Annotated in this window: 13 protein-coding genes; 7 read left to right on the top strand and 6 right to left on the bottom strand. The window is 68.6% G+C overall.

The window, feature by feature from the left end; all coding sequences use genetic code 11:
* Positions 1 to 132 precede the first annotated feature (132 nt).
* The gene (locus tag MUG78_RS04255) at positions 133 to 2,154 is read left to right on the top strand and encodes a hypothetical protein (RefSeq protein WP_246992498.1); all 2,022 of its coding nucleotides are present in this window, start codon (positions 133 to 135) and stop codon (positions 2,152 to 2,154) included.
* A gap of 63 nt (positions 2,155 to 2,217) precedes the next feature.
* Here MUG78_RS04255 and MUG78_RS04250 read toward each other — a convergent pair whose 3' ends face one another.
* Positions 2,218 to 2,454, bottom strand: coding sequence for an amphi-Trp domain-containing protein (locus MUG78_RS04250; protein ID WP_246992496.1), 237 nt, complete (start codon positions 2,452 to 2,454; stop codon positions 2,218 to 2,220).
* 192 nt (positions 2,455 to 2,646) lie between these two features.
* Here MUG78_RS04250 and MUG78_RS04245 point away from each other — a divergent pair, with 192 nt between their 5' ends.
* Positions 2,647 to 4,071 (top strand): wax ester/triacylglycerol synthase family O-acyltransferase, encoded by a 1,425-nt coding sequence (locus MUG78_RS04245; protein WP_246992494.1) that lies wholly within the window; start codon positions 2,647 to 2,649, stop codon positions 4,069 to 4,071.
* A gap of 22 nt (positions 4,072 to 4,093) precedes the next feature.
* Here the strand turns inward: MUG78_RS04245 and MUG78_RS04240 are convergent, their stop codons facing one another.
* The 3 genes from MUG78_RS04240 to ramB all read right to left on the bottom strand — a co-directional run bounded on the left by MUG78_RS04240 (position 4,094) and on the right by ramB (position 6,880).
* Entirely contained in the window at positions 4,094 to 4,717 is a 624-nt protein-coding gene (locus MUG78_RS04240) for a class I SAM-dependent methyltransferase (protein ID WP_246996814.1), read from the bottom strand.
* Positions 4,718 to 4,750: 33 nt separating this feature from the next.
* Positions 4,751 to 5,284, bottom strand: a complete 534-nt coding sequence (locus MUG78_RS04235) for a carboxymuconolactone decarboxylase family protein (protein ID WP_246992492.1) — start codon at positions 5,282 to 5,284, stop codon at positions 4,751 to 4,753.
* Between the two features lie 174 nt (positions 5,285 to 5,458).
* Positions 5,459 to 6,880, bottom strand: a complete 1,422-nt coding sequence (gene ramB, locus MUG78_RS04230) for an acetate metabolism transcriptional regulator RamB (protein WP_246992489.1) — start codon at positions 6,878 to 6,880, stop codon at positions 5,459 to 5,461.
* Positions 6,881 to 6,968: 88 nt separating this feature from the next.
* Between ramB and MUG78_RS04225 the strand changes: the two genes are divergently transcribed.
* From MUG78_RS04225 to MUG78_RS04210, 4 genes are all read left to right on the top strand, one after another.
* On the top strand, positions 6,969 to 7,709 hold the full coding sequence (locus MUG78_RS04225; RefSeq protein ID WP_246992487.1) for a hypothetical protein: 741 nt from the start codon (positions 6,969 to 6,971) through the stop codon (positions 7,707 to 7,709).
* Between the two features lie 352 nt (positions 7,710 to 8,061).
* Positions 8,062 to 9,357 carry an isocitrate lyase gene (gene aceA, locus MUG78_RS04220; protein ID WP_246992485.1) on the top strand — a complete coding sequence of 432 codons (1,296 nt, stop codon included), beginning with the start codon at positions 8,062 to 8,064 and terminating at the stop codon, positions 9,355 to 9,357.
* 105 nt (positions 9,358 to 9,462) lie between these two features.
* Positions 9,463 to 10,344, top strand: coding sequence for a 3-hydroxybutyryl-CoA dehydrogenase (locus tag MUG78_RS04215; RefSeq protein WP_246992483.1), 882 nt, complete (start codon positions 9,463 to 9,465; stop codon positions 10,342 to 10,344).
* Positions 10,345 to 10,655: 311 nt separating this feature from the next.
* A complete protein-coding gene (locus tag MUG78_RS04210; protein ID WP_246992481.1) occupies positions 10,656 to 11,378 on the top strand; it encodes a heparin-binding hemagglutinin in 723 nt (240 codons plus the stop codon).
* Between the two features lie 85 nt (positions 11,379 to 11,463).
* On the opposite strand, the gene MUG78_RS04205 is transcribed toward MUG78_RS04210, so the two are convergent.
* The gene (locus MUG78_RS04205; protein WP_246992479.1) at positions 11,464 to 12,255 is read right to left on the bottom strand and encodes an SDR family NAD(P)-dependent oxidoreductase; all 792 of its coding nucleotides are present in this window, start codon (positions 12,253 to 12,255) and stop codon (positions 11,464 to 11,466) included.
* Entirely contained in the window at positions 12,252 to 13,034 is a 783-nt protein-coding gene (locus MUG78_RS04200) for a TetR/AcrR family transcriptional regulator (RefSeq protein ID WP_246992477.1), read from the bottom strand. The genes MUG78_RS04205 and MUG78_RS04200 overlap by 4 nt, the downstream gene beginning before the upstream one ends.
* Positions 13,035 to 13,056: 22 nt before the next feature.
* Between MUG78_RS04200 and MUG78_RS04195 the strand changes: the two genes are divergently transcribed.
* Positions 13,057 to 14,385: a DUF445 domain-containing protein gene (locus MUG78_RS04195; RefSeq protein ID WP_372493115.1), complete on the top strand. Its 1,329-nt coding sequence runs from the start codon at positions 13,057 to 13,059 to the stop codon at positions 14,383 to 14,385.
* Positions 14,386 to 14,455 lie beyond the last annotated feature (70 nt).

Raw genomic sequence — 14,455 nt, 5'->3', positions numbered from 1 at the left:
TCTGGGACGTTTGTCGTCCAAAGTGATGAAATCGCTCCGGAAACCACGTTCGGAGGTAACGACTGTCGTTACCCGCCTCGATACTCGGGCCAAGCAGATAGGGAATCTGCGGCACGAGAGGGGACCAGATACATGAACGGATCGCACCGGAAGCCGAGCCGACGGACGCTGCGGCGGGCGCAAGAACGACGAACCGCACGGGTGGGCTTCAACAAGCGCAAGATCGCGACGGCCGCAGGTGCCGCCTTCATCTCGGCGTCGATCGCCATGGGGCCCGCGGTGGCGCAGGCCCAGCAGATCAACGCCGCGGCCAACGCGCAGCACGACTACGACACGTGGAACAACCTGATCATCGTCTCCGACGCGCTCGGACAGACCCAGCGCGCGATCCTCGCGCCGCTCGGCTCGATCGGTCCCGACGGCATGTTCCCGTCGATCAGCAACACCAAGACCACGGAGTCCGAGAGCCTGGACTTCCTGTCCGGCGTGCTCGACATGACCGGCTCGGCACTCGACACCCCGGACACCTCCCACGTGCCGGGCGCCGGGGGAGTGTTCGGCCTCGGCGGCCTCGTCGCCGGACTTCCGCAGTACGCGATGGTGCTTCCCACCGTGCTCGCCGCCGGCGACACCGCGGTGCAGGTGATGCCGAAGCCGGCGGCGACGGTCGCCGCCTTGCTGGGCGTGGACGCGACGACGCTTGTGCAGAACGGATTGGCCGCTGCGGGGACGGTCTGGCCGACGTGGAACACGGTGGATCAGGATGCCGGCTACGTCGTGGACAAGCTCGACCTCGGCGATCCGCTGGGTCTGCTCGGTCTGCCCGACGTGCAGCACGATCGGAACGCGTGGAATCACGCCTACAACTGGCCGCTGCTGCAGATCGACGGCAAGACCTGGCTGGTGCAGGAACGCTACGCCGTCGACCCGGTCACCTCGGAATCGCTGAAGCAGAACTTCCGCGACCAGATCGGCACCCTGGACACCCTGGACGTGCGGAAGTGCGTGGAGTTCAAGAAGGTCTTGGGTGTCACGACGGGCTGCAAGGCGTGGTCGTCGACCATCGACACCACGTACAACCCCAACCCCGGCGTGGAGAACGCGCTCAACCAGCTCAACGGCATCGACGTGCCCGGCTTCTCGCTGACCAAGCGCGAGGCGGGCGGCCAGTACAACGCCTTCGGCGACAGCTCGCTCGGCTGGCTGATGTCCACCACGCAGGTGATCGTCGGCGATCAGGTGACCACCGTGCCGGTGCTGGCCAGCGGGATCGCGCTGCCGTTCGGCCTGTTCACCACGGGCGGCCAGTACTCGCCGGGCATGGTGAGCCAGAACGGCCAGACCATCAGCGGCGTGCTGGGTAGCCGTTCGCAGGGTTGGTCGGTGCCGGTGCTGGGTGTCGGTGCCAACGCCACGTCGGTCCTCGAGTCGTTCCAGATCGGACCGGACGGGATCGCGTACAACTCGGGCTGGACCATCGCGGCCATCGACGGTCTGGGGATCCCGGTCCCGCTGGTCTACTCGATGGGCTCGTTCAACTTCGGGCCGCAGGGCATCGGCTACACCAGCCCGTCGTTCTTCGGGGTGGGCCTGCCGTCGTTCCAACTCGGTGACAAGCCCGACGCGCCGGCCGTCGACGACGCCGTCCTCGGCATGCTGACCGGCGCTCTCGGCTCGAGTCTGCCGACCAGCATCATCACGCTGGACCCGGCGTTCCTGCTCGGGATGGCAGGCATCACCGATCCGACCGGCCTCGGTCTGCTCGATCCGTTCGGCACCGGCCAGAAGATCCTCGATCCGATCTTCCGCGCGATCATCACGCCGCCGGCCACCCTCGTCTTCCAGGGTGCGGCCGATCTCGGCACCGCCGCACTCAACGCGACGTCCAAGCAGAGTTCGCAGGTCACCGGCGTCCTCGCCGACCTGGCGCAGAAGGGCGGAGATACCGCCGCCGACACACCTGTCCCGACAGCCGCCGACGTCCCGGGCGATGGGCAGCAGGGGAACCTGAATCTGAACCAGAGCGACGGCCAGAGCGAGAAGCGGGATGCGCAGGTGGTCGTCGAGCCGTCGACGACGACGAACGATCTGCTCAAGCAGTACCCGATGGAGGTCAACGAGGCTCCGGTGCCTGAGGTGGAGCCGGCTGCCTGAGTCCGGTAGTACGTCAGCGGCGTCGGGCTGTGCACACTCGCACAGTCCGGCGCCGCTGGTCTGTCACTCGCGCCAGGAGAGCTTCACTTCCAGTTCGGACTTACCGTCGGCGTGGCCGCGTTCCATCTCGACCTTCAGGCGGACGCGGTCGGGGATGTCGATGCGCACCACCTTGTTGTTCGCGGTGAAGGAGACCTCGTTGTGCCGGGCGATGGTGTCCGCCAGTTCGCGCAGCGTGGCGGCGGCTTCCTCGCGTGTGACTTCTTCCTTGGTCTCGTACTCGAACAGCTCGTCACTCATCGGTTGTGCTCCTCGGATCGTCGGACTCGGGTCTTCCTTCGGATTGAACCACGCTCGACCGCTGACCGGTGGCTTAGCGGCGTGCTGTCGATCGATGGGGGCCGTTGGTTGCGGTTCGCGCGATTCCCGCCCCGACGGGGTCGGGCACGTGATCGACTGCCCGGGGACGTCCGGGATGAGTGAGGGAGCGGTATGGAACGGCTGACGGGCATGGATGCGATTCCGGTGAACGCCGAGGCGGGGCCGATGAATATTCACATCACCGCGCTGCTGGTGCTCGACCCGGCAACCGCGGGACCGGAGTTCGACGCTGATCACCTCTATTCGCAGCTCGTCGAACGGCTGCCGCTCAATCCGCTGATCCGGCTCCGCATCCTGCAGAAGCCGCTCCGCTTGGGGCAGCCGGTGTTCGTCGACGATCCCGACTTCGACGTCCGCAAACACCTGCATCGGCTCGCGGTCCCGGCACCGGGTGGTCCGCGGCAGGTGGCCGCGCTGGTCGACGACATCCACCGCCACCGCCTCGGGCACGACAAGCCGCTGTGGGAGGCCTGGGTGATCGAGGGTCTCGCCGATGGCCGACTCGCCCTCGCCGTCAAGTTCAGCCACGCACTGTCCGACGGCGTCGGCGCCGTGAATCGGCTGCTGCCCACCCTGGTCTCCACCCACCCCGACGGTGCGCCGGATGTTCCCGAACCCGAGCCGGCCGCGCCGCTGCCGGGCACCGGCGGACTGCTGGCCGACTGGCTCGCCGAGACGGCGGGCAACGTGGCCGGGGCGGCGCGCGTCGTCGGCCGCGGCACCCCGCAGCTGGGACGGGCCGTCGTCGAGCGTCTGTTCGCGATGGCGAACGCACCTCGGCGAGCTAAGGACGAGGGCGCCGATCCCCGCCTGCGCGCGGCCCCGGCCGACACTCCGCTGAACCAGCCGATCACCGAGCGTCGCACCAACGCCTTCGTCGACGTGGAACTCGACCGGCTCCGCGCGCTCGGCGCAGCCTACGACGTCACCGTGAACGACATCTTCGTCGCCGCCTGCACCACCGCCCTGCGGGAATGGCTACTCGCCCACGACGCCATGCCCGACGCGCCGCTGCAGGTCTTCGTCCCGATCTCCACCCGCAGCGCCGACGACGAGGCATTCAACAGTTGGAGCCTGGCCATGGTCCGCCTGCCGGTCTTCCTGCCCGACCCGCTGGAGCGACTGGCGATCATCCACCAGACCACCAACCGGGTGAAGACCGGTCGCGGCACCGGTGGGCCGGCCGTCGACGTCGCCGACCTCCTCCAGCTGGTGCCGCCGAACCTGATGCGGGTCGCCGCGAACGCCTACGTGCACGACCTCGCGGCGCCGCTGCGACCGCCGTTCTTCCACGCCTGCTTCTCCAACATCGCCGGCCCGCGCGAGACGCTCTGGCTCGGCGGCGCGCGACTCGAGGCGATCTATCCGTTCGGTCCGCTGTTCCAAGACATGAACGTGAACCTGACCGCGGTCTCCTACGACGGCAAGTTCGGGCTCGGCGTGGCCGGCTGCCCGGACAACGTGCCCGACGTCTGGGCGATCACCGACGCGTGGCTGGCCGCGCTCGACGAACTGGAACGCCTCCAGCCGGAGTGAATCGCTTGGGGTGCAGCAGGTCTCAGTGTCGCAGCGGTTTGCGGGCGAGCACGTACTGGCCGACGCCGGTGACGGTCTGTTCCACGTGGATCAACTCGTGCGCGTGCAGCCGGTCGAGGATCTCGGTGCGCTCGAAGACGCGCAGGCCGGTGAGGCCGGCGACCGTCGGCGCCCCGGGGAGGGCGGCGATCGAGGCGCGCACCGAGGTGAAGATGATGAGCTCGCCGCCGGGCGCGGTCACGCGGACCATCTCGTCGAGCACGGCGAGTGGATCGTCGATCAGATAGAGCGCGGCGAGGCAGGTGACGGTGTCGAAGGATTCCGACGCGAACGGCAGACGATGGGCGTCGCCGCGGAGGAAGGTGACGCGCTCGCTGACGTTGTCGCGGGCGGCCTGCGCGAGCATCGCTCGGGAGTAGTCCAGGCCGACGTAGGCGCCGTCGCCGGTGAGGCCGCGGCTGGCGTCGCCGGCGTAATTGCCTGGGCCGCAGGCGATGTCGAGGACGCGACGCTCGCCGGGGCGGGCGAGGTAGGCGCGCAGCGCGCGGTCGTAGTCCAGGGTCGACGATCCGCCCAGGCTGAATCCGCGGGTGAACAGCGGTCGCCACAGGGTCTCGTAGATCTGCGAGAAGGCCCTGTTGTGCATGAGGCGCGCGGCGATGGACACGAACGCGCGGCCCTAGAACTCGTCGCGCTGCACGCGCAGCACGCCGATGGTGGTGGCGAGCATGTCGTATTGGCCCACGAGCATGACGAAGGCGATGGCCTTGCGCTCGGTCAGGTGACGACGCAGCGCCGACCAGGTGTCGTCGGAGATGTCCCGGCCGGCGATCATCTCGTCGGTGGCGCGCAGGAGGGTCGCTTCGCGGTCGCCCCACCCGGCGTCGGGCCCCTCGACGATCTGGGCGTACAGCTTCGGGTTGATACCGGCCTGCGCGCCGAGGCGGCGGTGGTGATCCAGCTCGTAGTCGCATTCCCGCAGGTGAGCGACGCGGATGATGATCATCTCGCTCTCCTTGCGGGAGAGTTCGCCGAGCGGCATCATGCGGGACGAGAAGTGCATCCAGCCGCGGAAGAGTCCCTTGCTGCGGCCCAGCGTGGCGAAGATGTGGGCGTTGTCGGTGCCCGTCGCCAACGACATCGCGCGTACGACGGCCCAGTTGATCGGGCCCAGCTCGCGCAGCCCGCCGGGTGTGACACGTGGAGTGCTCATGTGTGTCGACGGTAGTCGACGCCTGTGGGGCGGATCACTCGCGATCGCCCACCCCGCTCTCCTGGCGTGTCGCGACCCTGCTGCCGCCTCGCGCCCGGAGCCCCGGCGGCGACCCGCGAATAGGGTCGCGACACGCGGGGGCCGGGGGACGGCGCGGGTCAGCGGGTCAGCGGGTCACGGGAGGCTCATGTACGGGGAGACGGTGCTGCCGTGTTCGTCGATCTCGAGGGTGCTGCCGAGCGGCGGGAACGCCCGCTGCGCGCAGCCGCGGCGATCGCAGACGCGGCAGCCCGCGCCGATCGGCGTGGTCCGGGCCTGCGGACCCAGTTCCAGGCCGTCGGAGTAGACGACGCGGTCGGCCTGCCGCAGCTCGCAGCCCATGCCGATGGCGAAGGTCTTCGGCGACTGGCCGTACCGGGCGGCACGACGCTCCACCGTCCGGGAGATCCAGAAGTACTCGCGGCCGTCGGGCATCTCGGTGATCTGCGTGAGGATCTTGCCGGGGGAGCCGAAGGTCTCGTAGACGTTCCACAGCGGGCAGGTGCCGCCGCTGGCGGAGAAGTGGAAGCTGGTGGCCGACTGCCGCTTGGACATGTTTCCCGCGCGGTCGATCCGGACGAACGTCCACGGCACCCCGCGCAGGTTGGGGCGCTGCAGCGTGGACAGCCGGTGGCAGACGGTCTCGTAGGAGACGGTGTAGAACGCCGACAGGCGCTCGATGTCGTACCGGAAATCCTCGGCGGCGCCGTGGAACTGCTCGTACGGCAGCACCGCGGCACCGGCGAAGTAGTTGGCCAGGCCGTGCCGGGCGAGGGCGGCGGCGTCCTCGGTGGTGAAGGCGCCGTCGTCGACCAGCGTGTCGATCAGGTCGCGGTGCTCCAGGTAGCCGAGCTCGGCGGCGATCCGGAAGGCGCGCTGACCGATGGAGAGGGCGGCGGCGAAGTCGAGTCGTCGGGCCTTGGGGTCGAAGCGGTGCAGCACGTTGTCGCCGAGGTCCACGCGTCGATCGATCCGCACGCCGTGCACCTGCGACATCCGGTCGGCCAGGCCGGTGCGGATGTCCACCGAGTTCATTCGCATGCGCGAGGTGAGTTCCTCGGCCGCCACGTCGAGGTCGTGGAAGTAGTTGCGGTGGTTGGAGAAGAAGTGCCGCACCTCCTCGTGCGGCGCGCTGATGGTGCCGCGCAGCCCGGGGTCGCCGCGCCCGGCGGTCACCGCGGCCAGCTGCTCGGACACCAGGCGGTAGCGCCGGTGCAGGTGCGCCATCGCCTCGGCCATGGTGCGGTGCCCGGCGACCATGGCGCTGATCTCGGCGGGGTCGCTGGCCGACGGATCGGCGTCGAGGTCCTCGTCGAGCAGGGCCTCGCGCAGTTCGGCGATCAGCCGGACGTCGTCCTGCGGGTCGAAGAAGCCGATGTCGATCCCGAAGACCTCGCTGATGCGCCCGAGGACCGACGCGGTGAGCGGCCGGGAGTCGTGCTCCATCTGATTCAGGTACGACGCCGAGATGCCGAGCGTCCGCGCCATCGACTGCTGGGACAGGCCGCGCTCGCCACGCAGCTGGCGCAGCCGCGAGCCCACATACGTCTTGCTCATCGAGCCGCCTCCAGCATGTCTCCCCGTCCTCCGGTCTTCACGACGTGTCTCTCAGTCTCTTCCGGCGGCCGATCGGTACGGTTGCCGCGTGTCCATTCTTGCGCGCCCCGACCGATTCCTGTCGACGATGGTGGTGGTCGTCGGAGCGGCGACGCTGCTGACCGCCTGCGGATCCGACGACGGCGAGCTGCCGCTGACCGGCCTCGTGCTGCCCTCGGACCGGCTGCCCGCAGGCTATTCGGTGGTCCCGGCCGACGTCGAAGACCTGGTGGCGGCCAACAAGCGCACGCTGGACCAGTCCGGCACGGTGGCGTTCACCCCGGACGTCTGCCGCCCCACCGCGGACGCGGCCTTCACCCCGGAACTGGCCGCCGACAACACGGTGCTGCTGGTGGCACAGTCGGACACCGGCACCCTGTCCGAGCTGGTCACCACGGTGCGCCGGGACGTCGACGCCGATCGTCGGACCACCACCGGCGTCTGCGCGGTGGTCACCGCCGTGCCCAGCAAGGGGACGCTCGCGCAGTCGCGGATCGTCACCACCAGCACCGAACTGCCCAAACCCACCGGCGACGCCGTGGAGCAGGCGCTGGTGTTGCGCTCAGACAGCGTCACTACGCTGCCCGACGGCAAGGCGTTGGTCCGCAGCTCGTTGCTGTCCAACGTGCTGGTGCGACGCGCCAACGGCGACGTGGTCACGGTGCAGCTCAACATCGGCTCCGCCGACTCCGGCGTCAAGCCCGCGGCGCCCGCGGAGATCACCCCGCCGCTGCCCCAAGACGAGTACCTCGCACTGGTGCAGGCTGCCGTCGATCGCGCCGCCCGCTGACACGTGCGGATGTGAGATCACGCACGTTCGCCGAGCGCGGTCGCGGCGTCGCGGACGGCCGTCGTCCCGGACCGCGTCGCTTCGGGGTTACTCGTGAGTTCGGAGTTTTCCCAGTACGCGCGTACTTTTTGGCGACCTTGTGAATCCGATCCCGGGGGTTCGGTTTACAAGATTTGCAAAGTTCCGCGAAAAGCTGGCCGGAGTTTTCATTTGTCAAGGCCTGGACCAGGTCATTTGTCGTATGGCACCCTGTTTGCAGGCACCGCCTCGAGAAGTCGTTCACTTCGCAAGTGCAATGGCCTCGAAATCACCAAGCACTGTCGCCAGGCAGTGGAGTAGAAAGCGAAGGCTTATGACCAACGTTGGACAGGCCCGTACCGCAGCAGAGATCCAGCAGGATTGGGACACCAACCCGCGCTGGAAGGGCATCACTCGCGATTACACCGCTCAGCAGGTGGCTGACCTCCAGGGCACCGTCGTCGAGGAGCAGACCCTCGCTCGTCGCGGCGCTGAGATCCTGTGGGACGCCGTCAGCAAGGGCGACGACAGCTACATCAACGCTCTGGGCGCACTGACCGGCAACATGGCCGTGCAGCAGGTGCGTGCCGGCCTCAAGGCCATCTACCTCTCGGGCTGGCAGGTCGCCGGTGACGCGAACCTCTCGGGCCACACCTACCCGGACCAGTCCCTGTACCCGGCCAACTCGGTCCCGCAGGTCGTCCGTCGCATCAACAACGCCATGCTCCGCGCCGATGAGATCGCTCGCGTCGAGGGCGACACCTCGGTCGACAACTGGGTCGTGCCCATCGTGGCCGACGGCGAGGCCGGCTTCGGCGGCGCGCTGAACGTCTACGAGCTGCAGAAGGCCATGATCGCGGCCGGCGTCGCCGGTTCGCACTGGGAGGACCAGCTCGCTTCGGAGAAGAAGTGCGGCCACCTCGGCGGCAAGGTGCTGATCCCGACCCAGCAGCACATCCGCACCCTGACCTCGGCTCGCCTGGCTGCCGACGTCGCCGGTGTCCCCACCGTGGTCATCGCGCGTACCGACGCTGAGGCCGCCACCCTGATCACCTCGGACGTGGACGAGCGCGACCGCCCGTTCCTGGACGGCACCCGCACCTCCGAGGGCTTCTACGGCGTGAAGAACGGCATCGAGCCGTCGATCGCCCGGGCCAAGGCCTACGCCCCGTACTCCGACCTCATCTGGATGGAGACCGGTGTGCCGGACCTCGAGGTCGCCAAGCAGTTCGCCGAGGCTGTCAAGGCCGACTTCCCGGACCAGCTGCTGGCCTACAACTGCAGCCCGTCCTTCAACTGGAAGGCTCACCTGGACGACGCCACCATCGCGAAGTTCCAGAAGGAGCTCGGCGCCATGGGCTTCAAGTTCCAGTTCATCACCCTGGCCGGCTTCCACTCGCTGAACTACGGCATGTTCGACCTGGCTTACGGCTACGCCCGCGAGGGCATGACCGCCTTCGTCGACCTGCAGGAGCGCGAGTTCAAGGCTGCCGAAGAGCGCGGCTTCACCGCCATCAAGCACCAGCGTGAGGTCGGTGCCGGGTACTTCGACCAGGTGGCCACCACCGTCGACCCGAACACCTCCACCGCAGCTCTGAAGGGCTCGACCGAAGAGGGCCAGTTCCACTAGGAACCCCTCCTCGCACAGAGGTACATGAATGATCCCGGGGCTGGCAGGAGCGATCCACGCCGGCCCCGGGATCATTTTCTTCACCGGGTGATTTCAGGGATGGACATGGCAACCGAAATGATCTCGCGCGTCGGCATCGTCGGCGCCGGGCAGATGGGCGCGGGCATCGCCGAGGTGTGTGCACGCGCCGGCGTCGACGTGCTCGTCGCGGAAGCCACCCGCGAACTGGCCGCCGCCGGTCGGGCCCGCATCCTGCGCTCACTGGACCGCGGGGTCTCGTCCGGCAAGCTCACCGAACGCGAACGCGAACAGGCCGCCTGGCGGCTGCGCTTCACCGACGACCTCGCCGACTTCGCCGACCGCCAACTGGTGGTCGAGGCGGTGGTGGAGGACGTCGCGGTCAAGACCGCCGTCTTCGCCCGGCTCGACGAGGTGATCGACGACCCCGTCGCCGTGCTCGCGTCCAACACGTCGTCGATCCCGATCATGACGCTCGCCGCGGCCACCGCGCACCCCGACCGCGTGATCGGCCTGCACTTCTTCAACCCGGTACCGGTGCTGCCGCTGGTGGAGCTGGTCACCACCTCCGACGCCGCCGAGTCGATCTCCGAACGCGCCGAATCCTTCGCGCACGACGTCCTCGGCAAGCAGGTGGTGCGCTCGGGCGACCGCTCCGGCTTCGTCGTCAACGCGCTGCTCGTCCCGTATCTGCTGTCCGGAATCCGGATGGTGGAGAGCGGTTTCGCCACCGCCGCCGACATCGACAAGGCGATGGTGCTCGGCTGCGCCCACCCGATGGGGCCGCTCAAGCTGGCCGACCTCGTGGGTCTGGACACCGTCAAGGCCATCGCCGAGACCATGTACGACGAGTTCGCCGAACCCCTCTATTTGCCGCCGCCGCTGCTGGTGCAGATGGTCGACGACGGCCACTGCGGCAAGAAGTCCGGCGAGGGCTTCTACCGCTACGACGAGGCCTCCGCTTCCTAGCGTCCTGCTCCTAGCCTCCGCGACTATCTGGACTGAGTCCCAACCTCAACACTGCCGTCTGCTGCAGTCACCTGGTGCCTGCAGCAGACGGCAGTGGCCGTTCCGGCTCGATACCGAGGTGAACAGTTAGCAGTCGGACAGCCTCTCTCCTGCATCTATCCGGTGAAATGGACCACAACTGCTAGCACATCGCTAGCTTTTGTTAGCACTTGGGGGCATACTGGGGTTGTCCACAAAACGGGATCCGGGACTTCGAGGCGTCGAAAGCAGACGTCCGCAGGAGAGAAGCGGATCGAATCGAAGGAGATGCCATGAGCACCACCGAACGCACCCTCCCCACGCCCCTCTACGCCGTCGTCGGCGCCGGTGATGTCGTGGTCCAGGAGGCCAAGGAAGCCTACGACCGTCTGCGTAACCGCGCAGAGGCCGCACAGACCCGCCTCACCGAGACCCGCACCCGTCTCGCCGATCTGCCGTCCGACGTCAACGTCGACGAGATCAAGGCCAAGCTGAACCGCGAAGACCTTCGCGAGGAGCTCCGCAAGGTCACCGCTCCCTACGTGGAGACCGCGACGGACTTCTACAAGGACCTCGCTGAGCGCGGCGAAGGCGCCGTCGAGCGTCTGCGCACCCAGCCCACCGTCCAGGAGAACCTGGATCGTGTCGGCAAGGTGTACAACGACGCCGTCGACCTGACCGAAGACGCCCTGGGTGCCGTGTCCTCGCAGACCCGCGCCGTCGGTGAGCGCGCTGCCGCTCTCGCCGGTCGCGCCGCCGACAAGGTGCAGGACGCCGCCGTCGAGATCGAAGAGGCCGGCGCCAAGGTCGCCGACAAGGTCGAAGAGGCCGCCGTCGACATCGAAGATGCCGGCACCAAGGTCGCCGCCGAGGCGAAGACGGCCGCCGCGAAGATCGGCGAGGTCGCCGACACCGCCAAGGGTCGCGCCACCAAGGCTGCTCCGGCCAAGAAGGCTCCGGCTCGCAAGGCTCCGGCCAAGCCCGCCGCCAAGGCTGCCCCGACCACTGCCAAGTGATCGCTCCGGCTTGAGCCGGTGAACAGCACTCCAGCCCCGTACCTGACAAGGTGCGGGGCTGGAGTCGTCGGTGGGTGCGGGCGGGTCAGCTCGGCGGGTAGAGCGCGCCGCCGCCGAACGGGCCGCGGTGCGACGCGGGGGCAGTGCCGTCGTCGTTGGTGATGCCGTACTCCGCCCCGAGTTCGGCGGTGATCAGCGTGTGGCCGCTGCGCGTGCCGAGGTCGGGCGAGGTGGCGAGGCGTTCGATGACGCGGCCGATGAACGTCGGGTCCTCCGCCTCGGAGATCGGGAAGCCGGCGAACTCGCTGATCCCGGCCGACAGCAGCAGTTCGGTGCGGACCAGACCGGGCCACAGCGAGACGGCGCTGACGCCGGAGCCGCGCAGTTCGTGCGCCATGTCGAAGGCCATCTTGTCGATCGCGGCCTTGCTCATGCCGTACAGCACCGAATGCAGGTGCCCGCGGGAACCGAACGACGACACCGACGCGATCAGCCCGGAACCGCGCGCGGTCATCATGCGGGCGGCGTGCACCGAGGCGACGTAGTGGGCGCGCAGACCGACGGTGATCAGCGTGTCCCAGTCGCTCAGCGGGCGCTGGTAGAACTTCTCGGTGAAGCCGGCGAATCCCGGGGGCGACGCCCACACGTTGTTGACCAGCAGGTCCAGGTGGCCGACCGTCGACTCGATGCGTTCGAAGACCGCGGCCACGGCATCGTCGTCGGTGTGATCGCAGGTCAGGTTGGTGACGCCGTCGGGCCCGCGGCCGCGCCGCGAGGTGCCGAAGACGGTCCAGCCGGCGTCGCGCAGGGCGGTCGCGACGCCCTTGCCGACTCCGCGGCTGGTCCCGGTGACCAGGGCGACGGGCGTGCTGCTCATGCTCCCTCCTCGGGAAGGATCGGGGCGATGCGCGGCGGTGCGGCCGCGAAGTCGGTGGTCGAACCCCCGGATTGAATCACGCCGGCGATGCCGCCCCACAGCAGCATGGTCAGCTCGTCGGCCAGCTGGTCGGCGTCCACCCACGGGTCGTCGAGCCACCGTCCGACGGTCAGCTCCACCCCGCCGATCATGACGAACGCCCAGGTCGCAGCGCCGCCGGGTTCGGCCTCCCGATCGGTGAGGCGGCTGTGCAGCGTCGACTCGATGGCGCCGGAGAAGACGCGGATCGCGGCGGCCAGGGTGCCGGGGTCGGCGTGCTCGGTGGCGACGCTGTAGCGGTACAGGTTCGGATCCTGCGCCACCGTCCGCACATAGACGCCGATCACGGTGCGCACCAGCTCGAAATCGTCGAGCTCCTCGGTCAACGCCTCGTTCAGCCCGGGCAGCACGGTGGTCTGGATGAACGCTTCGCTCACGGCGGTGGCGAGGTCGTTCTTGTCGGTGAAGTACCGGTACAGCACGGTCTTGGACACGCCGACGTGCCCGGCGATCTCGTCCATGCCGACGTCCGGGCCCAACGCGCGCACCGCCTCCATGGTGCCGAGGATCAGTTCGGTACGACGGGCCTGCTTGTGCCGGGCCCACCGCTGCTTACGGCCGTCCGAGGTCACGGCGTCCACGGCCGGCGCGAGGAGGCGCTGTTCGATCTCGCGCGTCAGGATCGCGGCAGCGTTCACCGCGGCGCGCGCAGCGCCGGCCGGTCGGGGTGGGGTAGCCATCACGTGGCCACCCTAATGGGTCATGGGTGACACTGGTCTGATGTCCACCACCTTGCCCGCACCGCCCTCCGTCCGGACGTCGCCCGGCGGACTGACCGAGCCGGACGCCGAGCGGCTCGCCAGCCTGCGCCGAATGAAACTGCTGGCGGTCTCGTTCCTGATCTTCGCCGCCATCGTCTACCTGATCATGCGCTGGTTGGAGCACCGCGACGGCGCCGACGTGGCCGCCTGGGTGGGGTACGTGCGCGCCGCCTCGGAGGCCGGCATGGTCGGTGCGCTCGCCGACTGGTTCGCGGTGACCGCGCTGTTCAAGCACCCGTTGCGACTGCCGATTCCGCACACCGCGCTGATTCCGCGGAAGAAGGACGAGATCGGCGAACAGCTCGGCGGGTTCATCGAAGAGAACTTCATGATCCCGGAGATGATCGCCGAGCGGGCACGCACCGTGAACCTGCCCGGACGGGTGTCCGGCTGGGTGGCCGACCCGGCCAACGCCGGGCGGGTCAACGACGAGGTGTCGCGCGCCTTCGGACTGGTCTCGGAGATGCTGCGCGACGAGGACGTGGAGAAGTTCATCCAGTCCGTCCTCAAATGGGCGGCCGAGCCGGTGTGGGCGCCCCCGGTGGGCCGGGTGCTGCAGCAGTTGGTCGACGAGGACCGCCTCGAACCGGTGATCCAGCTGCTGTGCGACCGCGCGCACGACTGGGCGCTGGGCAGCCAGGGACTGATCGATCGCGTCGTCGACCGGGACGGTCCCGCGTGGACGCCGCGGTTCGTCAACAACCTCGTCGGCGACAAGATCTACCGCGAACTCACCGAGTTCACCTTCAAGGTGCGCGCCGATCCGCACCACGAGCTGCGGCTGGCGATGGTCGAGTTCGTGCACAACTTCGCCGACGACCTGCAGCACGACGACGCGATGATCGCCAAGTTCGAGGGCATCAAGGAGGAACTGCTCGGCCGCGACGAGGTGACCGGCGCGGCGTCGACCGCCTGGCAGGCCGGGAAGGCGGTGATCGAGCAGATGATCGACGACCCGAAGTCCACGTTGCGCACCTCCCTCTCGGACGCGGTGGTCCGATTCGCCGTCCGGGTGCGCGACGACGAGCCGCTGCTGGAGAAGATCAACAGCTGGGTGGCCCGCGCCGGGCAGCACGTGGCGGAGAACTACTCCACCGAGATCATCTCGGTGATCACCGAGACGGTGCGCGGGTGGGACGCCGAGGAGACCAGCCGCAAGCTCGAGCTGCAGGTGGGGCGCGATCTGCAGTTCATTCGCATCAACGGCACCGTGGTGGGCGCGCTCGCCGGCCTGGCGATCTACACGGCCTCGGAGCTGTTGTTCGGCTAGCACGGGGCACTAGTGGGGCACCGGGTGTCTGGTTGCTCTCACGACCCGCGCTGCGCTTGCATTTGTTAGC

The organism is Gordonia alkaliphila (assembly GCF_023017165.1).
In the GTDB taxonomy this organism is placed as follows: domain Bacteria; phylum Actinomycetota; class Actinomycetes; order Mycobacteriales; family Mycobacteriaceae; genus Gordonia; species Gordonia alkaliphila.
This window is presented reverse-complemented; position numbering and strand designations above follow the sequence as displayed.